Origin of the sequence: Streptomyces sp. ACA25 (genome assembly GCF_028200735.1) — a bacterium.
Lineage (GTDB): Bacteria > Actinomycetota > Actinomycetes > Streptomycetales > Streptomycetaceae > Streptomyces.
On sequence record NZ_JAQKPV010000002.1, the window covers coordinates 70861 to 91962 of the forward strand.

17 protein-coding genes and 1 pseudogene are annotated in these 21102 nt (G+C 69.9%); 9 read left to right on the forward strand and 9 right to left on the reverse strand.

What is annotated here, in order from left to right; genetic code table 11:
- The 8 genes from PJ985_RS04090 (at window position 1) to PJ985_RS04125 (ending at window position 9506) form a co-directional block, all read left to right on the forward strand.
- Window positions 1-2145, forward strand: coding sequence for a tetratricopeptide repeat protein (locus PJ985_RS04090; protein WP_443033400.1), 2145 nt, complete (start codon window positions 1-3; stop codon window positions 2143-2145).
- A 2-nt stretch (window positions 2146-2147) separates the two neighbouring features.
- Window positions 2148-3647: a protein phosphatase 2C domain-containing protein gene (locus tag PJ985_RS04095; protein WP_271682513.1), complete on the forward strand. Its 1500-nt coding sequence runs from the start codon at window positions 2148-2150 to the stop codon at window positions 3645-3647.
- Between the two features lie 22 nt (window positions 3648-3669).
- Complete coding sequence (locus PJ985_RS04100) at window positions 3670-5058, forward strand: vWA domain-containing protein (protein ID WP_271682140.1); 1389 nt, start codon at window positions 3670-3672, stop codon at window positions 5056-5058.
- 16 nt (window positions 5059-5074) lie between these two features.
- On the forward strand, window positions 5075-6040 hold the full coding sequence (locus PJ985_RS04105; protein ID WP_271682141.1) for an FHA domain-containing protein: 966 nt from the start codon (window positions 5075-5077) through the stop codon (window positions 6038-6040).
- A gap of 96 nt (window positions 6041-6136) precedes the next feature.
- Complete coding sequence (locus PJ985_RS04110) at window positions 6137-6865, forward strand: ABC transporter ATP-binding protein (protein ID WP_271682142.1); 729 nt, start codon at window positions 6137-6139, stop codon at window positions 6863-6865.
- Complete coding sequence (locus tag PJ985_RS04115; RefSeq protein ID WP_271682143.1) at window positions 6862-7926, forward strand: ABC transporter permease; 1065 nt, start codon at window positions 6862-6864, stop codon at window positions 7924-7926. The genes PJ985_RS04110 and PJ985_RS04115 overlap by 4 nt, the downstream gene beginning before the upstream one ends.
- 301 nt (window positions 7927-8227) lie before the next feature.
- The gene (locus PJ985_RS04120; protein ID WP_271682144.1) at window positions 8228-9079 is read left to right on the forward strand and encodes a hypothetical protein; all 852 of its coding nucleotides are present in this window, start codon (window positions 8228-8230) and stop codon (window positions 9077-9079) included.
- 22 nt (window positions 9080-9101) lie between these two features.
- A complete protein-coding gene (locus PJ985_RS04125) occupies window positions 9102-9506 on the forward strand; it encodes a globin (protein WP_271682145.1) in 405 nt (134 codons plus the stop codon).
- Here the strand turns inward: PJ985_RS04125 and PJ985_RS23315 are convergent.
- Window positions 9490-10173 (reverse strand): histidine phosphatase family protein, encoded by a 684-nt coding sequence (locus PJ985_RS23315; protein ID WP_333909826.1) that lies wholly within the window; start codon window positions 10171-10173, stop codon window positions 9490-9492. The genes PJ985_RS04125 and PJ985_RS23315 overlap by 17 nt on opposite strands.
- Window positions 10174-10599: 426 nt before the next feature.
- On the opposite strand from PJ985_RS23315, the pseudogene PJ985_RS04135 reads away from it, so the two are divergent.
- Window positions 10600-11284 (forward strand): annotated as a pseudogene (locus PJ985_RS04135) (alpha/beta fold hydrolase); the annotation flags it as partial.
- Between the two features lie 487 nt (window positions 11285-11771).
- Here the strand turns inward: PJ985_RS04135 and PJ985_RS04140 are convergent.
- From PJ985_RS04140 to PJ985_RS04175, 8 genes are all read right to left on the reverse strand, one after another.
- On the reverse strand, window positions 11772-12275 hold the full coding sequence (locus tag PJ985_RS04140; protein WP_271682146.1) for a hypothetical protein: 504 nt from the start codon (window positions 12273-12275) through the stop codon (window positions 11772-11774).
- A gap of 35 nt (window positions 12276-12310) precedes the next feature.
- Window positions 12311-14374 carry a hypothetical protein gene (locus PJ985_RS04145; protein WP_271682147.1) on the reverse strand — a complete coding sequence of 688 codons (2064 nt, stop codon included), beginning with the start codon at window positions 14372-14374 and terminating at the stop codon, window positions 12311-12313.
- Entirely contained in the window at window positions 14374-14883 is a 510-nt protein-coding gene (locus PJ985_RS04150) for a hypothetical protein (RefSeq protein WP_271682148.1), read from the reverse strand. The genes PJ985_RS04145 and PJ985_RS04150 overlap by 1 nt, the downstream gene beginning before the upstream one ends.
- Before the next feature lie 219 nt (window positions 14884-15102).
- Window positions 15103-16461 carry a hypothetical protein gene (locus PJ985_RS04155; RefSeq protein ID WP_271682149.1) on the reverse strand — a complete coding sequence of 453 codons (1359 nt, stop codon included), beginning with the start codon at window positions 16459-16461 and terminating at the stop codon, window positions 15103-15105.
- Between the two features lie 163 nt (window positions 16462-16624).
- Entirely contained in the window at window positions 16625-17284 is a 660-nt protein-coding gene (locus tag PJ985_RS04160) for a hypothetical protein (protein WP_271682150.1), read from the reverse strand.
- Complete coding sequence (locus tag PJ985_RS04165; protein WP_271682515.1) at window positions 17281-17682, reverse strand: acyl-CoA thioesterase; 402 nt, start codon at window positions 17680-17682, stop codon at window positions 17281-17283. Before PJ985_RS04165 ends, PJ985_RS04160 begins: the two co-directional genes overlap by 4 nt.
- A 41-nt stretch (window positions 17683-17723) precedes the next feature.
- The gene (gene ettA, locus PJ985_RS04170; protein WP_271682151.1) at window positions 17724-19388 is read right to left on the reverse strand and encodes an energy-dependent translational throttle protein EttA; all 1665 of its coding nucleotides are present in this window, start codon (window positions 19386-19388) and stop codon (window positions 17724-17726) included.
- Window positions 19389-19557: 169 nt separating this feature from the next.
- Window positions 19558-21012, reverse strand: a complete 1455-nt coding sequence (locus tag PJ985_RS04175) for a thioester domain-containing protein (protein ID WP_271682152.1) — start codon at window positions 21010-21012, stop codon at window positions 19558-19560.
- Window positions 21013-21102 lie beyond the last annotated feature (90 nt).

Genomic DNA, 21102 nt, shown 5'->3' on the forward strand with positions numbered 1-21102 from the left:
GTGCCGGAGGTACCACGTCCGGACCCGCGGACGGCGGTGCTGGACAACCCGGAGGTACCGGAACGCAAGCGGTTCTGCGGGAACGCCGACTGCGGGGTGGCGGTGGGACGTTCCCGCGGCGGCCGGCCCGGGCGCACCGAGGGGTTCTGCACCACGTGCGGGCACCCCTATTCCTTCGTACCGAAGCTGCGCGCCGGGGACGTGGTGAAGGGGCAGTACGAGATCGCGGGATGTCTGGCGCACGGCGGTCTCGGCTGGATCTATCTGGCCATCGACCGGGCGGTCTCCGACCGGTGGGTGGTGCTCAAGGGCCTGCTGGACACCGGTGACGAGGACGCCATGCTGGCGGCGATCTCCGAGCGCCGCTTCCTGGCGGAGATCGAGCACTCCACGATCGTGCGGATCTACAACTTCGTCGAGCACCTGGACCAGCGCACCGGCAGCCTGGACGGGTACATCGTCATGGAGTACGTGGGCGGCAAGTCCCTCAAGGAGATAGCCAACGCCCGGCGGACACCGGACGGGCAGCGGGATCCACTGCCCGTCGACCAGGCGTGTGCGTACGGGATCGAGGCGCTGGACGCGCTCGGCCACCTGCACAGCCGCAACCTGCTGTACTGCGACTTCAAAGTGGACAACGCCATCCAGCAGGGTGACCAGCTGAAGCTGATCGACCTGGGCGCGGTGCGCCGGATGGACGACGAACGGAGCGCCCTCTACGGCACGGCCGGCTATCAGGCACCCGAGATCGCGGAGTGCGGCGCCTCGGTGGCCTCCGACCTCTATACCGTGGCCCGCACCCTGGCGGTGCTCACCTTCGACTTCCCCGGTTACGCCAACCGCTACGCGGACACCCTGCCGGAGCCCGCCGACATCGAGGTGTTCCAGCGGTACGAGTCCTTCTACCGGTTCCTGGTCCGGGCCACCGATCCGGACCCGCTGCGCCGGTTCGCCTCGGCCGAGGAGATGGCCGAGCAGCTGACCGGGGTGCTGCGGGAGGTGGTCGCGGTGCGGACCGGTCAGGCGCGGCCCGCGGTGTCCTCGCTGTTCGGGCCGGAGCCGCGGGTGGTCGATACCGAGCTGCTGCCGCGCGGGGACGGCGAGGTGTCGCTGCTCGGCGTGCGGGCCGGACGGGGCCGCCGCGCACGCCGTACCGGCCCCGCACCACTGCCGGCGGTGCCCGGCGGGCCCTCCGCACCGGTGACGGCCCCGGTACAGGTCCGGGAGGCCGTCCCCGCACTGCCGGTGCCGCGGGTCGACCCGGCCGACCCGAACGCCGGTTTCCTGGCCGGGCTCCTCACCTCCACACCGGCCGAGCTGCTGGCGGCGCTGCGGGCCGCCCCCGTCGACTCCGTCGAACGCCGGCTGCACGAACTGCGGGCATGGATGGAGACCCCGGGCGAGTACGCGCGGGAGACCGCACACCGGGCGCTGGCCGCGCTGGAGGAGCACCACGCCGACGACTGGCGGGTGGTCTGGTACCGCGGACTGGCCGCGCTGCTGGACGACGACCTGGAGACCGCCGCGACGGCCTTCGACGCGGTGTACGACGCCTTCCCGGGTGAGGTGGCCCCGAAGCTGGCGCTGGCGCTCTGTGCGGAGGTGCTGGGCCAGCTGGACAATGCCGCGGACTACTACGAGCTGGTGTGGGCAACCGATCCCAGCCATGTCAGCGCCGGGTTCGGCCTGGCCCGGGTGCGGCTGGCGGCCGGCGACCGGAAGGGAGCCGTGCGGGCCCTGGAGTCCGTGCCGGAGACCTCCGCGTACTGGACCGCGGCGCGGGTGGCCGGCGTGCGCGCCCGGTTGCGCGGGCGGGCGGCGACGGACGAGCTGCTGCCGGACCTGCGGGCCGCGGCGCTGCAGGTCACCGATCTCCGGGAGCGCGGCCTGGAACCGGTACGGGGGGAACAACTGTCCTGTGAGGTGCTGGGTGCCGCGCTGGACTGGCTGCTGGCCGGCGGGGCGGGGCGGCCTCCGGGGCCTCCGGAAAGCCACCTGCTGCTGGGCAGACCGCTGGATGAGACCGGGATGAGGCTCGGGCTGGAACACTCGTACCGGGTGCTGGCCAGGCTGGCGCCGAGCAGCAAGGAACGGATCGATCTGGTGGAGGCGGCGAACCGCCTCCGCCCAAGAACGTGGGTGTGACGATGCCGCAGCTCGACCAACTGTCCACATGTCCCGGCTGCGGGGAGCCGCTGGAGAAGGGCGACCGCTACTGCGGGGTCTGCGGCGCGGAGCTGCCGGCCGGGCAGGGCGAGGTCCCCCCGCACCCGCCGCGGCCCGTCCGCACCCCGACGGAGCCGGACTTCACCCTCCCGCCACCGCAGCAGGCCCCGCCTGCCCGGCGGCAGGCGTCGCCGGTGCAGCCAGTACAGCCCCCGCCGGTGCAGCCCTCGGCGGGGCCCGGCCCGACCGCGTACCCGCACCCGCACCCGCACCCGCCGCAGGACCAGCCGCAGGCGCCCCCGGCGGCAGCGTCCGTGGTGCAGCCGCCGCAGCAGCCGCAGGCGCAGTCCGCGCGGGCTGACCACCCCCCGCAGCCGTCCGGACGCCCCGCCTCACCCGACCCGCGCCACGGGGCCGCCGCCGAGCACGGCACCGCCGGCCCGGACCCCGTCCGGCCGGCCGACCCCAGGCTCCGGGACACCGCACTGCCGTCAGCGGGCGCCCATCCGCTGCCCTGCGCGGTGTGCGCCGACGGCCCGGTCGGCACCGACGGCTACTGCGGGAGCTGCGGGCGCGCCCAGCCCGGTGACCGTGACCATGTGGAGCGCAGCCTGGAGGGCGTGGCCGGCGTCAGCAACCTGGGCCTGCGGCATCACCGCAACGAGGACGCCTTCACGCTCTCCGCGACCGCGCTGCCCGACGGGACGCCCGCGGTGATCGCGGTGGTGTGCGACGGGGTCTCCTCGTCCCACCGGCCGCACGACGCCTCGGCCGCCGCCGCCGAAGCCGCCGGGGAATCGCTGCTGGCCGCACTGGCGCGCGGTGTTCCGGGCCCGCAGGCGATGCACGACGCCGTGCTGGACGCCTCCCGGGCGGTCAACGCCCTGGCCGGCGAGGAGCAGGTGCCCGGCAAGAACGCCCCGGCGTCGACCTTCGCCGCCTCCGTCACCGCCGGAGGCACGCTCACCGTCGGCTGGGTCGGGGACAGCCGTGCCTACTGGATCCCGGAGGACCGCACGGCGGCACCGGCGCGGCTCACCGAGGACGACTCCTGGGCCCACCAGATGGTGGCCGCCGGGTTGCTGACCGAGGCGGAGGCGATGGCGGACCGCCGTGCGCACGCCATCACCAGCTGGCTCGGGGCGGACAACCCGGACCTGGAACCGCACACCGCCTCGTACCAGCCGGACCGCCCCGGCGTGGTCCTGGTGTGCACGGACGGGCTGTGGAACTACGCGGAGGCCGCGGAGCAGATGGCCGCGCTGGTGCCGGCCGATGCCCGCACGGCACCGTTGCGGTGCGCCCAGCAGCTGGTCAGGTACGCCCTCGACTCCGGGGGGCACGACAACGTGACGGTGACGGTGGTGCCGTTCCCGGCGGCCGACGGGCGGGATGCCCGGGGCGGCGGTCCGGGAGCCCGGGCGGCCGCCGGGCCCCCGCCCACCCCGACCCCGACGCAGACCGTTCCCCGCCCCGAGTAGCAGCCCCTGGAGGGTTCCGCAGATGGCCCATCCCGCAGGACCGACCGTGCCGCGGTTCTCCGTGGACGTGCACCAGAACGAGTACCTTCCCGAGGGCGGCCGGGAGGTCAACGCCATCGTGACGGTCACCGCCACCGGCGGCCCGGCCGCCGCAGCCGCCTTCCCGGCCACGGCCGGGCCGGCAGCGGGCACCGGCACGGCCCCGGATCCCGGTTCCGCTTCCGGCCTCCCGGTCTCCGGGCCGGCCGCGGCGGTGGTCATCATGGTCGACTGCTCGGGCTCGATGGACTACCCCCCGGCGAAGATGGACGGCGCACGGCTGGCCACGGGGGCCGCGATCGACACGCTGCGGGACGGGGTCGCCTTCGCCGTGGTGGCCGGCACCCACCGGGCGACGGAGGTGTACCCGGGAGGTTGCCGGCTGGCGGTCGCCGATGCCACGACCCGGGCCGAGGCCCAGGCGTCGCTGAGCGGGCTGCACCCCTCGGGCGGGACCGCGATCGGCACCTGGCTCACCCTCGCCGACCGGCTGTTCTCCTCCACTCCCGCCGCCATCCGGCACGGCATCCTGCTGACCGACGGGCGCAACGAGCACGAGCCGCCGGAGGAGCTGCGGCAGGCGCTGGACGCCTGCGCCGGCCGCTTCACCTGCGACGCCCGGGGCGTGGGCACGGACTGGGAGGTCAAGGAGGTCACCTCGATCGCCTCGGCACTGCTGGGGTCCGCCGACATCGTCGCCGACCCCGGGGCCCTGACCGGCGACTTCACCGCCATGATGGAGTCCGCCATGGCCAAGGGCATCGCGGACGTCGCCCTCCGGCTGTGGACTCCGCAGGGCGCCGAGATCCAGTACGTCAAGCAGGTCGCACCCACCATGGAGGACCTGACGGCCCGCCGAGAGGACAGCGGGGTGCGGACCGGCGACTACCCGACCGGCTCCTGGGGCGAGGAGTCACGGGACTACCACGTGTGCGTGCGGGTGCCGGCCGCCGGCGTCGGGCAGGAGATGCTGGCGGGACGGGCCTCCCTGGTCGCCCGGGAGCCGGACGGCACCGCGAGACGCCTGTCACAGGGCCTGATCCGTGCGGTGTGGACCGCGGACGCCGCAGCCTCCACCCGCATGAGCCCGCAGGTCGCCCACTACACCGGTCAGGCCGAACTGGCCGACGCCATCCAGCAGGGACTTGACCTGCGCAAGCTCGGGGACATGGACGGGGCGACCGCCAAACTGGGCCGGGCGGTGCAGCTCGCCCACCGCTCCGGAAACCGGGACACCGCGCAGCTGCTCGAAAAGGTGGTGGACGTGGCGGACGCGGCGAACGGTACTGTTCGATTGAAGGCGCGCGTCGCCGACGCCGACGAGATGACCCTCGAGACGCGGTCCACCAAGACGGTCCGGGTGAAGAAGTAACAAGGGGGAGGCAACGATGCCGAGTTGTCCGAACGGCCATCATGCGACGGCCGGGGACTGGTGCGAGGTGTGCGGTCACCGCATGCCCGCAACCGGCGGCATGGCACCCCCGCCCCCACCCACGCCCGCCGGATTCCCGAACAGCGGCCCGCCTCCTGCCCACGCCGAACTGTGCCCGCAGTGCCGCACACCGCGGGAGGCGCAGGCGCCGTTCTGCGAGGAGTGCCGGTACAACTTCCTGACCCACTCCCCCACCACCTACTTCCCCCCTGCGGCTCCGGCCGCCTCCCCGGCCGGAGCTCCGGCCGGGGAGCGGCACTACGGGCAGGTGCCGCACCACGACCGGCAGCACCACGACCCGCAGCAGCAGTACGGGCAGCAGCAGGGGTACGAACCGCAGCAGTACGAGCAACAGCACTACGGCCAGCAGCAGTACGCACAGCAGGGCGCTTTCCAGCAGGCCGGCGCCCCGCAGTCCCCGCCCAGCGGTGACTGGCTGCTGCCCCCGCCCTCCGCGCCGCCCCCACCGGCCTCCGCACCCGTCCCTCCACCGGCGGCCCCGGCGTCCGGGCGGCCCTCCGGCTGGCTGCTGAGCGTCGGCCCGGACCGGGAGTACTTCACCGCGATGATGCGCCGCTCCGGTCCGGAGGCCGGCCAGCTGCACCTGCCCGCTTACTCCCCCGAGCAGCAGATCCCGCTCAGCGGACGGCAGATCACCATCGGCCGGCGCCGGCAGTCCACCGGGGAGTCACCCGACGTGGATCTGTCGCGTCCGCCGGAGGACCCGGGCGTCTCGCACCAGCACGCGCTCCTGGTGCAGCAGCCGGACGGCAGTTGGGCGGTGGTCGACCAGGACTCGACCAACGGCACCACGGTCAATGGTGCCGAGGAGCCGATCCAGCCCTTCGTGCCGGTCCCGCTGAAAGAGGGCGACCGCATCCACGTCGGAGCCTGGACGACGCTGACCCTGCGCCGGGGCTGACCCAGCGCCGGAGCTGACCGGCCACCGCGCAGCAACACCCGCCCAACCTGGGCAATCCGGTACCGGCCCGCCTCTCCCAACGCCTACGATTTCCGCATGAGTATCCCCGCGATCACCGTTGAAGGACTGCGCAAGCGCTACGGAAAAGTCCAGGCCGTGGACGGGGTGACACTCGAGGTCAGGAGCGGCGAGTTCTACGGCATCCTGGGGCCCAACGGAGCGGGGAAGACCACAACTCTGGAGATCATCGAGGGCCTGCGGGAACCCGACGAGGGAACCTCCATGCTGCTGGGTGAGCCTTCCTGGCCGCGCAACCCCCGGCTGCTCCAGCGGATCGGCGTCCAGCTGCAGTCCTCGGCGTTCTTCGAGAAGCTCTCCGCCCGGGAGCAGATCCGCACGTTCGCCTCGCTGTACGGGGTGCCCGCCGAACGGGCCGACACGATGCTGGAGACGGTCGGGCTCACCGACAAGGCGGACGTCCGTGAGAATCAGCTGTCCGGCGGCCAGGCACAACGGCTCTCCATCGCCTGCGCGCTGGTGCACGAACCGGAACTGCTGTTTCTCGACGAGCCGACCACGGGCCTGGACCCCCAGGCCCGCCGCAACCTCTGGGACCTGCTGCGTGAGATCAACGCGGCCGGCCGCACCGTCGTGCTCACCACCCACTACATGGACGAGGCCGAGGTGCTGTGCGACCGGGTCGCGATCATGGACAAGGGGCGAATACTGCGGGTCGGCCCGCCGCGCGAGCTGATCACCGAGCTCGGCGTCAACACGCTGGAGGACGTCTTCCTCCAGCTCACCGGACGGGAGTACCGGCAGTGAGAGCATTCCGGAGCCTGTCCCGGGTCATGGTCCTCGGGCTGCTCCGGGACCGGACCGCAGTCTTCTTCATGCTGCTCTTCCCGCTGATGTTCCTGGTGCTGTTCGGTGCGATGTTCCGGGGCGACACCGCGCCCCGGGCACATGTCGTGCAGGTGGGCGACGTGGCCGTCCTCGACGACCTGGCGGAGGACGAACTCGCCTCGCTGGGCGAGGCCCTGCGGCTGGAGCGCTCCGCCGACCGGGAGCAGGCGCTGGACGACGTACGGCAGGGCGACGCGGACGCCGCGGTCTGGGAGGAGGACGGCGTGATCCAGCTCCGCTTCTCCGCCGCCGACCAGGCCCGGGCCGGAAACGTCCAGGGCCTGGTCAACTCCCTCGTGCAGAGCGCCAACGTCGCCGCCACCGGACAGCCGCCGGCCTACCTGCTGAACACGGACCGGGTGGAGGACGAGTCGGTCCAGGCCATCCAGTTCTACACCCCGGGCCTGCTGGGCTGGGCGGTCGCCATGGGCGCGTCCTTCATGTCGGCGTTCACCCTGGTCAGCTGGCGCAAGAAGCGCATCCTGCGCCGGCTGTGGCTGGCCCCGATCAGCCCGGGAACCGTCATCGGGGCCCGCGTCGGGGTGAGCCTGGGGCTGGCCTTCGCCCAGCTCGCGATCTTCCTGGGCGTGGCCCGGCTCCCGTACTACGGACTGCAGCTGAGCGACCAGTGGTGGCTGGCCGTCCCGCTGGTGGCCTGCGGCACGATGGCCTTCATGGCCGTCGGCCTGCTGATCGGCGCCCTGACGCAGTCCGAGGAAGCGGCCAACGGCGCACTGCAGGTCGTCATCCTGCCGATGGCGTTCCTCTCCGGTTCCTTCTTCCCGCTCGACATGATGCCCGCCTGGCTCGGCCACCTCTCGAACGTCATGCCGCTGAAGTACCTCAACGAGGCCATGATGGACGTGCTGTCGCGGGGCGGAGGCTGGGGCGACGCACTGCCCACCATGGGCGGACTGCTCCTGTTCGCCGCGGTCGTCACCGCCGTCGCCGCCAAGCTCTTCCGCTGGGACGACACGTAGCCGCCCGCCCGCTCCCTGTGGGCAGCCGGGTTCCCGTCGGCCCGGGCGGGGTTTTCCACAGGGCTGGTGGACTCCCCCGCCCCGGACTTCTCCTGGTCCCATGCCGACCCCCGAGCCAACCCCTGACCCCCGAGCCCAAGCCCACGTCCCTCCTCCCCCTCCGCCTTACCCTCCGCCTTCCCTGCGGACAGGCCGGAACGGATTCGCCCGGGCGTGGCGGGCGCTCAGCGTCCGGAGCGGCGGAGTGCTCCGGATCGCGGACACGGTGCACGCCGGGGTTCCGCGACGGACCGTAGAGGACGTGCTCCGCCGTGAGCAGTGGCACCGGCTGGCGCCCGGCATCTACTCCCCGCCGGGCGCCCCACCGACGCCCACACTGCGGATGACCGCCGTCCAGCAGCTCGTCCCGGAGGCGGTGGCCAGCCACCGGTCGGCCGCCGGGCTGCACGGGCTCGCCGTGCTCCGGCACCGGCTGGAGATCACTGTTCCGGTCCGGCGAAGGCCCAGCGTCCCGGGCCTCACCGTGCACCGGGCAACTCTGCCCGCCACCGACGTGGTGCGGCCCCTCGGCCATCACGCGACCTCGCTTCACGCGACCTCGCTGCCCCGCACTCTCGTGGATCTCCTGCGCTCGGCAGAGGTCGACGAGGCGGTGGCCAGCCCGGACAGCGCGCTCCACCAGCGGCTCATTACCCTGTCCGGCCTCCGTTCCGCCCTGGACACCCGCCTCACCGGCCGTCCGCGCACCCGCGCGCTGGGCGTCCTCGCCCGGACGGACCCGGCGGCCGAATCCCCCGCCGAGTCCGTGGCGCGGGTACGGATGCAGGAAGCCGGGCTGCGCCCGGAGAGCCAGGTCCGCCTCACCTGCGCCGGGGGCCGCAGGATCCGCGCGGATTTCGGGTTCAGGGCCGAAGGGCTCCTGATCGAGATCGAGGGCTACGCCTGGCACGGCACTCGCGCCGACCACGAGCGCGACGTCCGCCGCTACAAGACCTCGTCCACTGCCCCGGCTTCCGCCGCGTCCTCCGCCGGTACCCGGCCGCCGGGCCCGCACCTCACAGCTGAATCGGGCGCGATTCCACGTGAAAACCCTCCTGTTTCACGTGGAAATGCGCCCTCCCCGCAGGGGAGCCGGCCCTGCCCCGGCGGATGACGGCATCTGCGACGATGGAGGGGTGATGGAGATTCCGCGCGGCAGCCTGCAGAGCACCACCTTCTACGAGCGCGTGGGCGGTGAGGAGACCTTCCGGAAGCTGGTCCGGCGCTTCTATGAGGGCGTGGCAGAGGACCCGCTGCTCAGGCCGATGTATCCGGAGGAGGACCTGGGCCCCGCCGAGGAGCGCCTGGCCCTGTTCCTCATGCAGTACTGGGGCGGTCCCCGCACCTACAGCGACGCACGCGGTCACCCCCGCCTTCGGATGCGGCACGCTCCGTTCACGGTGAACCAGGCAGCGCACGACGCCTGGCTCAGGCACATGCGGGATGCTGTGGACAGCCTGGAGCTCGACGCCGAGCACGAGGCTGAGCTGTGGAAGTACCTGGTGTACGCGGCCGCGTCCATGGTCAACGCCCCGGACTAGTCAGTGCTGTGCCCGGAAGGGCCCGGCGGGTGCGCCGGTGGCGGACCCGCCGGAGGGGACGGTGTACTCCCAGCCGGGCTTCCAGTGAACGGGACCTTCGAGGACTTCCGCGAGTTCGGTGCCGGTGAGCAGGCAGTCCAGGGCCCATCGGTTGGCGGAGTGGGCGATCAGCAGAACGCGGCTGCCGTCGGGTCAGGTCGGTGAGGAAGTCTCCGGTGGCCCGCACGACATCGCGGTAGCTCTGACCGCCGGGAAAAGGCACGTCCATGTGGCGGGACCGCAGCGCGGCAAGGACTTCCTGCGGACAGCCGTTGAGGTGACCGTAGTCGCATTCACGCAGACGGTGATCCTGGTGGGTCGGCATCGTGGTGCCCTCGAAAGCGATGCGCGCGGTGTCCACGGCGCGGTGCAGGTCCGAGGTGAACACCGCTGCGATGTCGTCGTCACGCCGACGGTGCCGAGTTCCCTGGCCTGTTGGCGGCCCGCCGCTGACAGAACGCCCGGCAGCAAACCGGTGGCGATTCCAACCTCGTTGTCGGTGGTGATGGCGTGAGTCTCGTAGACGAGCCGGATCACCATCGTCCCCTCCCACGGTCAGGCCGCCGGCGCCAGGGCGGCGTCCGTCCTCTTGGGTGTCTTCCTCACCGCCGGTACGGAGCGAGCTCACCTTTCACACCATGCCCCGGATCGGCTCCGCCACGGAAGCCCAGCGCGGTCACCCCGTTGACCGACAGGTAACGCCCGCACCAACTCTCCCCCACCAACCGCCCGTCCCTCTCTCCACCCGCCCGGTCCGTCCCCCGGGCGGTGCATCGGGCGGTGATCGGGTGCATTTCCACGTGAAAACCGTGCCATTCGACGTGGAAATGCGCCACCGCTCATCACGTCACGCCCCGGGACGGACGGCGGTCCGTGACGGGGGCGAGGAACGGGCTCGGCGCTCCGGGCCAGGCGAGGGTGAGCCTCGCGGGCTCGGGTGGCCCGGCTAAGGGGCCCGGCGCAGTGGACGGGAGCAGTGGACCGGCCGGGCTGCGCTGAAGGCCGGTGGCTACTCTCGTCTCTCCACCGACCTCGATGGCAGGGGAGCCAGACCGTGCGCAGTGCCTCAGTGACACCCGAGGGGGACCGGATCCGCTGGGTCGAGTTGCCGGGGCAGGAGCCCTCACGTATCTACGTGCACGGTCTGGGCGCCACCTCGCCCGCCTACTTCACGGAGATCGCGGTCCATCCCCTGCTCGCGGGCCGCCGTTCGCTGCTGGTCGACATGCTCGGCCACGGCATCAGTGACCGTCCGACGGGCTTCGACTACACGCTCGAAACACATGCGGACGCGCTCGCCGCAGCCCTGACCTGCGCGAGTGTCACCGGCGCCGAACTGTTCGCCCACAGCATGGGAGGCTCGGTGGCCAATCGTCCTGGCCGCCCGGCACCCGCACCTGGTCTCCCGACTGGTCCTGGTGGACGCCAACCTCGACCCCATCCCGCCCACACCCGCCTCATCGGGCAGCAGCGGGATCGCCGCCTACTCCGAGCAGGAATTTGTGACGGGCGGCTGGGAAGAGGTCCGTGACCGGGCCGGCCCTCACTGGTGGTCCACGATGCGGCTGGCCGGTCGTACGGCCCTGCACCGCAGTGCGGTCTACCTCACGCACGGCACTGTCCCCACCATGCGTGAGACCTTGCTCAACCTGAGGATTCCCCGCACCTACTTGCTGCCCGAGGCCGACGGCCCGCTTCCGGGCGCCGACGCCCTCACCGCGGCCGGGGTCTCCGTCGTCGGCCAGCTGGAACGGACGCCGACTGGCCTTTTCCTTGCCGCTCGCCCACACCTGCTCGTAGGCCTCCCGGTAGGAGGCCGGGTCGTCCTCCCGACCGGTCCGACGCCCCGCGATGTCGGTGTTGCGCCGCTGGAGTGCCATCGCCCGGTCGGCGAACCGGAACGCCTCCAGGGCGTTGTCATCGGTGCCGAGCGTGTCGATACCGAAAGTGATGCCCCGCGCCGGGCCGCCGAGCACATAAGGGAACTCCAGCGGCGCCGCATTTGCGCCCCCTGACGGATCAGCAGTGACGGCACGGATTGCCGAGGGCGCGCACGCGGTGCACCGCGTTGCGCAGCCGGACGCCCGCCTTAGCGACGTGGCCGAGAGTCGTCGGCCTGTTAGGCGGTCTTGCGACCTGAGCCGGCGACGAGGCCACTGCGCGGCCGTGGCCGGGCGTCACGCATCAGCGAAATTGTCTCCGGCGTGATCGGCACGCGTCACAGAACTACCCGGTACACTTTTCGCTCTCTTTAGCCGCAGAAGCAAGAGAATACATAAAAGCCTCAATATCTTCGCGTCGCTGCTCCACATCCGCAACTTCTTCATGATAAACAATAAATTCCAAATCCAAGACCAGGGCACCCGGGACTCCGCACTCCACACCCGCGTAAGCGCCGTTATCCGCAACCCCCACCCCTTCACCTGCCACTTCTTGGATATTCTTGAGCCCAAAAAGAGGGCCTTCATCCTCGGTGCCATACTCATCAACGAGAAAAAGGTTCATGTCAAAGACCAGGGCGTCGTTCACATATACTCGACAGCTGGTGAAGCTGTGGCGAGAGTCGGTGTTATGAACACGCACTTCGCCACTTTGAGGAAGTAGCGGAGCAAGATCAATGGTTGGGACCTGCATTCTGCAAATCTGTTCCGGGAGACCCTGCAAACCTGATACAGGCGCAGTATCCTCATTTACTGTGCAAGCACTCAAAATCACTCCCACGAGTGCCACGGGTACCACACCTGCCCATGCGGATCGCATTCCACTCATCCCGTCTCTCCCTCGCGTCCAGCCGCCTCGCTCTTCCCTCCTTGAACCGCTTGTTGCAATCTATACTGCGCTCCTTTCTCAGAGTAACCCGTCTCTCCCTGCGCCCAGTCTTTATGCACTTCGTACCAAGCATCCCCAATGGTACTGATTTGACCCTTTCTCTCGGTGTAGATCTCGCGATTCCTCTCCTCCGTATCATCTTTGATGCGAGCGAGTTCATCATCGAGCCAGGCTGAGGAAGCGATGTCAGCGCCTCGCTGCGCAACATCTCCGATGACGGGGAGTGCGTTCAGAAGCGCGCCGGGACCATGATATCTCCAGTGTTTCTCCCAAGTGGGATCTTCCTTGTCGAGCTCGATGGCCTGGTAGCGAATTTTTTCGAGATAGCCGATGGTCTGGCCGGCAGCGTCAAGTGAGTCCTCAGGCCGGATGGATTCGTCATGGAAGCTCGCCACCATAGCCTGATTAAGGCCCACGTTCAGAATGGCGTGAGCATCCTGATCTCTGAAGAGTTGCTTCGCTACTTCCTGTAGGTGTCGCGCATCGAAAGGCGGGTTGCCACTGACGTCACTCATGGTTTCGTGTGTGGCGGTACCATGGTTGGCGAGAATCCGTGCCATGGGCTCCCGATACTCATACGGAAGGTCGTCACCCATCTCCGCAAACAGCTCCAGGGATTGAATGAGAGTACGCCGGTGCCTCGGGGTGTGATCGATGAAGGCCGCGTCCGGGTCGTTCGGGTCTATTCCGGTAGAGGCGGCATGCAGTGCATCGCCGATGGCGTGGCGGGCGGCCCACCCTCCTTCCTCTCCACCCGTGGGAGGAAGATTGTCGTAGGGCCGGTCCTTGAGGAGGTACTGGGCGGTGTCCTCGTCGATGAAAATGTCAGTGGCGGCATCGGGCGTGCGGCTCAACGCCTGCATGTAACCGGACATCGGATCCCAGTGGAACGCCTCCCCCAGAAGCGCCTGGTAGGTGGTGGAGGTCGGACGCCAACCCGACCCCGGCGGCTGCATGTCTTGCTCGAAGGAAATGAGGGCGTTCCCATAGCCCTGCAGGAAGTCGGGATGATACGTGCCGGTTGTCATGAGGCTGCTCATCGTCTGGAAGCCATAGGGACTGGCACTGCCTCCCGAACCGATACGCTGGGCTCCCAGCCCGATCATTTCCTCCTGCCACCGCACCATCGCCCCACTCTCACTCTGCGTGGCAAGACCAAGGGTCACTCCCAGATTCTTGTGCAGAGCGTTCAGCCTCTTTTCGCGCTCTTCACTGATGTCGCCATGCATGTGCGGGTCGAGGAGATCGGCCCAGAGGGTCAGGGTTCCCTCTGCCCCGAGACCGGTAGCGAAGCGCTCGGCAAAGGTCTCATCATCCCCGTACTCAGCGAGCAGTGAGTCGAAGTGCCGCAGGCCCTCATCGGTCTCCAGATCACCATTGCGGTACATGGCCAGGGCCTCGTCCGCCGCCTCGGCACTGAGCTGGTCCCCCACCTGGCCCAGGCCCGCGAAACTAATTCCGGTGTAGTAGTCCTCGTCCTCTCCGGCGAGCCGCAGCAGGGCTTCCGCAGCCTGCGCATCCGCCTCGTCCACGGCAACAAGCACCGCGGAGATGCTGGCAGCCATGGCGTCCACCTCCTCCTGCGTGGCTCCCCAGTCCTGCCGATGGTCCTCGGCCCACACCTCGGACCCCGGCGGAAGATCGCGTGCGATGACGCGCCCGGAGCGTTCCACGTACATGCGCTTCTCACTCGCTTCGACTTCGAGCCTCTTGAGCTTCTTCTGGGCACCGTAAAGGGCAGTGTGAAGGTCATCGAGAATATTGTGGACGCTCCTGGCCTGCTGGTAGCCGTCTTCGAAGCGGTCAGCGGTGGCCATCACGAAAGGGCGGGCGATGTTTTCGTTCTCTCCGCTCCAGCGAGCGGCCTCCGCCTTCGCTCGCATACCCAGCCGGGCATCCGACGCCTTCGTCCGCAGCACGTCAGCGGCGGTCTTCCACTCATCCCGCGCCTCCGCGAGATGACTCAGCCTGACCTGATACACGTTCTCATAACGGGCCATCAGAGGAGGTTCCTGAAGTGCGGGTGCTCCTCGGCAGGCCGTGGGGCGCCAGCATCTCCGCCACGGCCCTCTCCGGAGCCCGGCGGCGGGACGTCGAACACATCGAGCAACGACGAGCGTGTCGAGGCAATGTGCGCCAGAGCGCCCCGGGACGCCTCGTCCAGGCCTGCGTGCGTGCTCATCGTGATGCCCAGATGTTCTTCAATACGTTGCAGGTCCGACTGCAGATTCATTGTTTGCCGGTGGAACCGCCGCGTCGTGGCGTGCAGCGCCGTTCCGCTGTGCAGGTCCTCGGCCTTGAGATCCGCAGCCGCGCTGTAGCTGTTGCCCGCCTGCTCCATGACCGGAAGCATGCCCAGCCGCAGATCCCGGGCGTCATCCCGGATCGGCGAAAGGTCGACTTCCCGCACCTCGAAGCCATCCCCCGGCGGAATGTAGTTCCCCCCGGGCACCTCATCGTCAGCAATGCTGTTGAGCCGCGAACCGGCCCCGTCATGACCGCTGGACACGTGTCCCCCCGAGACAGCTCCCCGGTGCCCGCCCGGGGCACCACCCCACCAGTGCACCCAGTGTGCCCGCTCAACTGCGGACTTTGCCAGCTGGGTTAGGGATGGGCGCCCCCTCGGTGCCCACAGCGGCGGCCGGTGTGGCCGCCCGGCCCGGTCCTCAGCTCTGTCACCGCCGGGGCAGGCCCGGTGAAGGGCGCGCCCAGGTGGGGGGAGCCGACGCTAGACGGGGGGCGACAACGCTTCCCGCTCCGGTTCCCGGCGGCGCAGCCACAGCCGGACGACCGCTGCGGCGAAGGCGATGCGGCCGCCGAGCATGACCGTCCAGAGCAGGATGAGTGTGAGGTGTCCTGTGACGGCCAGCGCCAGGATCAGGGGGACCACCAGCCCGTACATCACCGCCGCCAGGTAGGGCAGCGACGCTCCCGGCGACAGCAGAATCTTGAGAGCCGAGGCACCGAAACCGGTGATGCCTTCGAACAGCAGCTGTGCTCCCAGGAGCCGGATCACCGTCTCGGCGTCAGGGTGGGCGAAGGCCCCACCCGCCAAGCCGCTCACCACGGACGGGAAGAGCAGCAGCACGACAGCGAACGGCGCCAGCAGGAGGGTGACGCAGGTGGTGTAGAGGCGCAGCCGCTGCTCGGTGCCCTCCGGCGCTTCCGCGGAGCGGGCCAGCCGGCCCCCGACGATGCCGAACTGCTTCAGGGGGACGATCAGCGTTCTGGCGACGTTCACCAGCATCGCGGTGACCGCGGCAGTGGCGGCGCTGACCTGGTTGGCGGCCAGGACGATGACCAGGAAGGAGCTCATCATCACGAGGCCGTCCATGGTCCCGGCGGCGAGGGACGGCAGGCGGCGTAGGTGGACGCGGGGGGCGGTGCACAACTGGCGTCGGCCTGCCCGGAGCGCGGTGCGCAGCCTCGTGCGGGAGGTACCGAGCCGCAGCCACAGCCGGAAGAAGGTGAACCCGTCGAGTGCGACACCGATGAGGCCGACGGCTATCAGCACGGCCTCGGGCGACAGGGAGAACCGCGACAGAGTCACAGCAGCCACGGTGACGAGCAGGAGGTTCTCGCCGGCGATGCGGAGCTGGACCCGCTGGCGCCCTTCGAGCACGAGCAGTCCGGAGAGGACCGCGCTCATCGGGACGAAGAGCATGCCGGGGACCCGCGCCCAGTAGGCCACGGTCCCCAGTCCGCCCCCATCGGTGAGGGCGATGGCGGTGCCCACGACGAGGAGCAGCGGAACCAGCGCTGCCATTCCGGCGAGGACGACCGCGCAAATGTCCGCGAGTGCTGTTTCGGCTGCGTCCGACTCGGGAGGGGAACCGCTCCGCTTCCCCGTCCCTGGGGAGGGGGCGCTACCGGGCCGGCCGGACAGCCGCTGGACGACCCATACGGTGGCGCCGGAAGCCAGCAGGGTCAGCACGGACATGGCCATCAGGGCGGTGCCGTAGGCGGAAACCGCGGTGGTGTGGTCGGTCAGGGGGATGAAGAGCAGCAGCCCCACGAGGCCGGTGAGGAGCGAGGCCGTGGCAAGTTGTGTTCCGGCGACCAGGAACTGCCGGGCGAGGTGTGTCATCCGGTGGAGAACTCCCCCTCGGTCGACGGATGCTGTGCGCAGTTCCGAGCATGCCCCCGTCCGCCAGGGGCACCACCCTGGGGTGGGGGCCGCCCCGGACCCCGGGACCCGTTCCCGGTGCGCGACAGGGTTACGAAGAGCGGGGGTGACGGGGGCAGCCGGGTCAGGGGGACAGGGGGGTGACGGTGAGGGGGGCGGGGCCGCCCCGTCGGACGGCTATGGAGCCGCGCGGGGTGCGGAGCCGCAGCCAGGATCCGGCGGAGAGGACGGTCACCGGGGCGTCGGACCGCAGGAAGCCGAGGGCGTGCGCGGCGTGCACCGCGCGCAGCGGGAGGCCGGTGTCCGCGAGCGTGCGGGACCAGATCTCCTCGGCCAGCGCGTCGAGCGCCGTGCGGGTGCGCTCCTCGGCCGCGAGCTGTTCCGTGCGCCGTCGGAACTCGGCGACCACCGCGGCGGCGGCGGCGCGGACGTCCGCGCCGGGCAGTTCGGCGCGGGGCTGCCAGCCGCCGCGCGGGGGCAGCAGCCCGCTCCACGGCGGGCCGGTGACCGGCCCGGGGACAGCCGCCGAGGTGTTCTGCTCGTCGATGCCCTCGAGCAGCTCACCGGCTGAGACGGTGGCGTCGAGCTCCGTTCCTTCCGGTTCGCTCAGCCTGCCGGTCAGGACCGCCAGCACTTCGAAGCGCGCCGGCCGGGCGAAGACGGCGAGGACGCCGCCGCTCGCCCGGAGCCGGACCGCGGCCTTCTTGTCCCAGCGCAGATGCCGTTCCAGGAAGGCCGCGAGGCCCGCTGCTTCCGCCGTGTCGGTGAAGGTCAGCCGGGTCATCCGGCGGTGCTTCGCCGGTCGGGACCGCCGGCCGCGTCGTCGTAGTAGTGCTCGAGGAAGGTTTTCTCCTCGGCGGTCAGACGCCGTGGACGCTGTTGTTCCAGGTCGAAGGGCACGATGACGGTGGAGGCGCGAACATACACCTCCGCCTCGTCCTTGACCTCGTAGGAGAGGGTCGCCGAGGCGGCGGCGTGCTTTGTCACCCAGGTCTCGACCGTGACCGGCTCGTGCCGGTGGACGAGCGGCCGGAGGTAGTCGATCTCGTGCCGTGCGACCACCGAGCCGCCGGTGAAGGCGCCGGAGGCGGCCTGCCGGGCCAGCCGGAACATGAAGTCGATCCGGGCCTCTTCCAGGTACCGCAGGAAGACGACGTTGTTGACGTGCCCGAAGGAGTCCATGTCCGACCAGCGCAGCGGGCACTGGAATGCGTGTCGCAAGGTCAGCCCCGGGTCAGCTTCTTGTAGGTGGCGCGGTGCGGCCGGGCAGCGTCCGGTCCGAGCCGCTCGATCTTGTTCTTCTCGTAGGAGTCGTAGTTGCCCTCGAACCAGAACCACTGCGACTCGCCCTCGTAGGCGAGGATGTGGGTCGCGACGCGGTCCAGGAACCAGCGGTCGTGGGAGACGACCACGGCGCAGCCGGGGAACTCCAGCAGGGCGTTCTCCAGGGAGGACAGCGTTTCCACGTCGAGGTCGTTCGTCGGCTCGTCGAGGAGCAGCAGGTTGCCGCCCTGCTTGAGGGTGAGGGCGAGGTTCAGCCGGTTGCGCTCTCCGCCGGAGAGCACGCCCGCGGGCTTCTGCTGGTCGGGGCCCTTGAAGCCGAAGGCGCTGACGTAGGCCCGGGAGGGCATTTCGACCTGTCCGACGTTGATGTAGTCGAGCTCGTCGGAGACGACGGCCCACAGCGTCTTCTTGGGGTCGATGTTGGCGCGGTTCTGGTCGACGTAGGCGACCTTGACGGTTTCGCCGACCTTGATGCTGCCGGAGTCCGGCTCCTCCAGGCCCTGCAGCATCTTGAACAGGGTGGTCTTGCCCGCGCCGTTGGGGCCGATCACGCCGACGATGCCGTTGCGGGGCAGGGAGAAGGACAGGCCGTCCATGAGGACCTTCTCGCCGAACGCCTTGCCGAGCTTGTCCACCTCGACGACGACGTTGCCCAGCCGCGGGCCCGGCGGGATCTGGATCTCCTCGAAGTCCAGCTTCCTGGTCTTCTCCGCCTCGGCGGCCATCTCCTCGTACCGGGCGAGCCGGGCCTTGGACTTGGCCTGCCGGCCCTTGGCGTTGGAGCGGACCCACTCCAGCTCTTCCTTGAGCCGCTTCGCCCGCTTGACGTCCTTCTGGCCCTCGACCTTGAGCCGGGTCTGCTTGGTCTCCAGGTACTTGGAGTAGTTGCCCTCGTAGCCGTGGGCGCGGCCCCGGTCGAGCTCCATGATCCACTGGGCGACGTTGTCCAGGAAGTACCGGTCGTGCGTGATGGCGACGACGGTGCCGGGGTACTTCGCCAGGTGCTGCTCCAGCCACTGCACGGACTCGGCGTCCAGGTGGTTGGTGGGCTCGTCGAGGAGCAGCAGGTCGGGCTGTTCGAGGAGGAGTTTGCAGAGTGCGACGCGACGCCGCTCGCCTCCGGAGAGGGTGGTCACGGGCCAGTCGCCGGGCGGGCAGCCCAGGGCGTCCATGGCCTGCTCCAGTTGGGCGTCGAGGTCCCAGGCGTTGGCGTGGTCGAGCTTCTCCTGAAGCTTGCCCATCTCGTCCATCAGCGCGTCGGTGTAGTCGGTCGCCATCTGTTCGGCGATCTCGTTGAACCGGTCGAGCTGGCCCTTGACCTCGGCGACGCCCTGCTGGACGTTCTCCAGGACGGTCCTGGACTCGTCCAGGGGCGGCTCCTGGAGCAGAATGCCGACGGTGTAGCCCGGGGCGAGGAACGCCTCGCCGTTGGAGGGCTGCTCCAGACCGGCCATGATCTTGAGCACCGTGGACTTTCCGGCGCCGTTGGGGCCCACGACGCCGATCTTCGCACCGGGGAGGAAGGCCAGGGTGACGTCGTCGAGAATGACCTTGTCGCCGTGCGCCTTGCGCGCCTTGTGCATGGAGTAGATGTACTCAGCCAAGAGAAACCGTCCGGCATTCGATAAGCGGGCTGTGGTAATCAGACCCATACTGCCGCATGGGTTGCCAGGGAAGAAAACGGAGGGGCGGGACCCGGCCGGGTCCCGCCCCTGTCGCTTGCCTCAGGATGTCCTCAGGCCCAGCGATTGTTCACTCACCGGTGACTTTTCGTCACTCAGCGGCAGTGGCGTTCTTCCTGCGCAGGAAGAACATGGCGCCGCCACCGGCGACCAGCAGGGCCACCGCGATGCCGGCGATCAGGCCGGGGCTGGTGCTACTGCCGGTCTCGGCGAGGTTCGGGTCGTCGCTTCCGGCCGGCTCCTCTTCCTCGCCGCCGCCCTGGCCGCCCGTGGTGGCGGGGGCCGGGTCGTTGTCCTCGACGATTTCCTTGCCGCCTTCGCCGCCCTCGGTCTCGCCCTCGTCGCCGCCGGTCGCGCAGTCCAGGACACCGGTGAAGGGCTCGTGGAGCTCCTCACCGTCGGCACCGACGATGCTGATCCGGTACTCCTGCTTGTTCTCGACGCTCACGAGCACCTTCTGCTCGCCACCGGCGGGAACGCTGTAGTCGTTGCCGTCCAGGGTGAAGTCGAAGGGCTGGTCGCCCGAGTTGTTCACGACGACCTCGACACCGCCGTCCACGCAGTCCTCACGGGCGTCGAACGTGGGGTTCGGGCCCTCGGACTTCCAGGTGGCGGTGGCCTCGACCTTGGCCGAGACGTCGGAGGATCCGGCCAGGATCATCGTCTGGGTGGGGTCGGCCGCCATGCCGGTGAAGGCACGGCCTTCGAGCACCTTGGTGGTGACGGTGGCGGTGAAGGAGGTGCTGCCGTCGGCGGCGCCCTCGGGCACGTCGAAGAAGAGCTGCGTGCCGTTGGTCACCGGGGTGCCGTCGGTGACGAGGTTGCCCTCGCCGTCGACGAGGCTGACGCCCTGCGCGGCTGCGGAGGCGTCGGGGGTGACGGTGACGGTTTCCGCGGAGGTCGTCACGGTGACCGGTCCGAGGGGCTCGCCGCCGGGCTTGCCGGACACCTGCAGGGTGTCGAGCTCCAGGCTGGGGGCGGGCTCCTGCTCGACCGGAACGGCGTTGTCCAGCAGCCACTGCGTGAGCTGCTGGGCGTTCTTGTTGGTCGGCTGGGCGTCCTTGTTGTCGCTGTACTTCCAGATCGCTGCCTGGGTGCCGGCCGCGGCCTGCTCCTTGGTCAGCGTCTTCTTCAGGCCCACGGTCTCGCTGAGGGCGTTGAGGTCGTCGACCCGGGGGTAGGAGTTCTGCAGAACCCAGTGGATCTTGCCCGCGTCGGCGTTACCGGCCAGCGAGGTCGCGTCCCAGTTGGCTTCCTTGTAGTCGTAGCCCGTCTTGGCGCCGGTCATGAAGTCGATGCAGTAGGTCTTGACCGTTCCGCCACCGTGGACATCCATGGTGAACAGGCCGGCCTTGACGACCTGTCGGCCCACCTTGACGCCGTCGTAGGTCTCCAGGCCACCAAGGGTGGCGGTCGCTCCGCCGTTGCGCACGTTCTCGTCGGCGACGGCCGTCCCGGCGGTCGCGATCGCGCCGCCGGCGAGCAGGCCGGTGGCCGCAGCTGTGGCCGCCAGGCGGGTGAGGGCCCGCCTCCGTACTGAAATCATGTATGAGTTCCCCTCCACGACAAGCACTCGGACCGCAGCCGCAACTCTCGTCGGCGAGCTCATCAACGGCCCCGTGCGTACGAGGGGATC

Excerpts from the sequence above, each read along its gene's own strand:
- PJ985_RS04095 (WP_271682513.1), top strand. The coding sequence starts at position 2,148 with ATGCCGCAGCTCGACCAACTGTCCACATGTCCCGGCTGCGGGGAGCCG.
- PJ985_RS04100 (WP_271682140.1), top strand. The coding sequence starts at position 3,670 with ATGGCCCATCCCGCAGGACCGACCGTGCCGCGGTTCTCCGTGGACGTG.
- PJ985_RS04105 (WP_271682141.1), top strand. The coding sequence starts at position 5,075 with ATGCCGAGTTGTCCGAACGGCCATCATGCGACGGCCGGGGACTGGTGC.
- PJ985_RS04110 (WP_271682142.1), top strand. The coding sequence starts at position 6,137 with ATGAGTATCCCCGCGATCACCGTTGAAGGACTGCGCAAGCGCTACGGA.
- PJ985_RS04145 (WP_271682147.1), bottom strand. The coding sequence starts at position 14,374 with ATGGCCCGTTATGAGAACGTGTATCAGGTCAGGCTGAGTCATCTCGCG.
- PJ985_RS04155 (WP_271682149.1), bottom strand. The coding sequence starts at position 16,461 with ATGACACACCTCGCCCGGCAGTTCCTGGTCGCCGGAACACAACTTGCC.
- PJ985_RS04160 (WP_271682150.1), bottom strand. The coding sequence starts at position 17,284 with ATGACCCGGCTGACCTTCACCGACACGGCGGAAGCAGCGGGCCTCGCG.
- PJ985_RS04165 (WP_271682515.1), bottom strand. The coding sequence starts at position 17,682 with ATGGACTCCTTCGGGCACGTCAACAACGTCGTCTTCCTGCGGTACCTG.
- PJ985_RS04175 (WP_271682152.1), bottom strand. The coding sequence starts at position 21,012 with ATGATTTCAGTACGGAGGCGGGCCCTCACCCGCCTGGCGGCCACAGCT.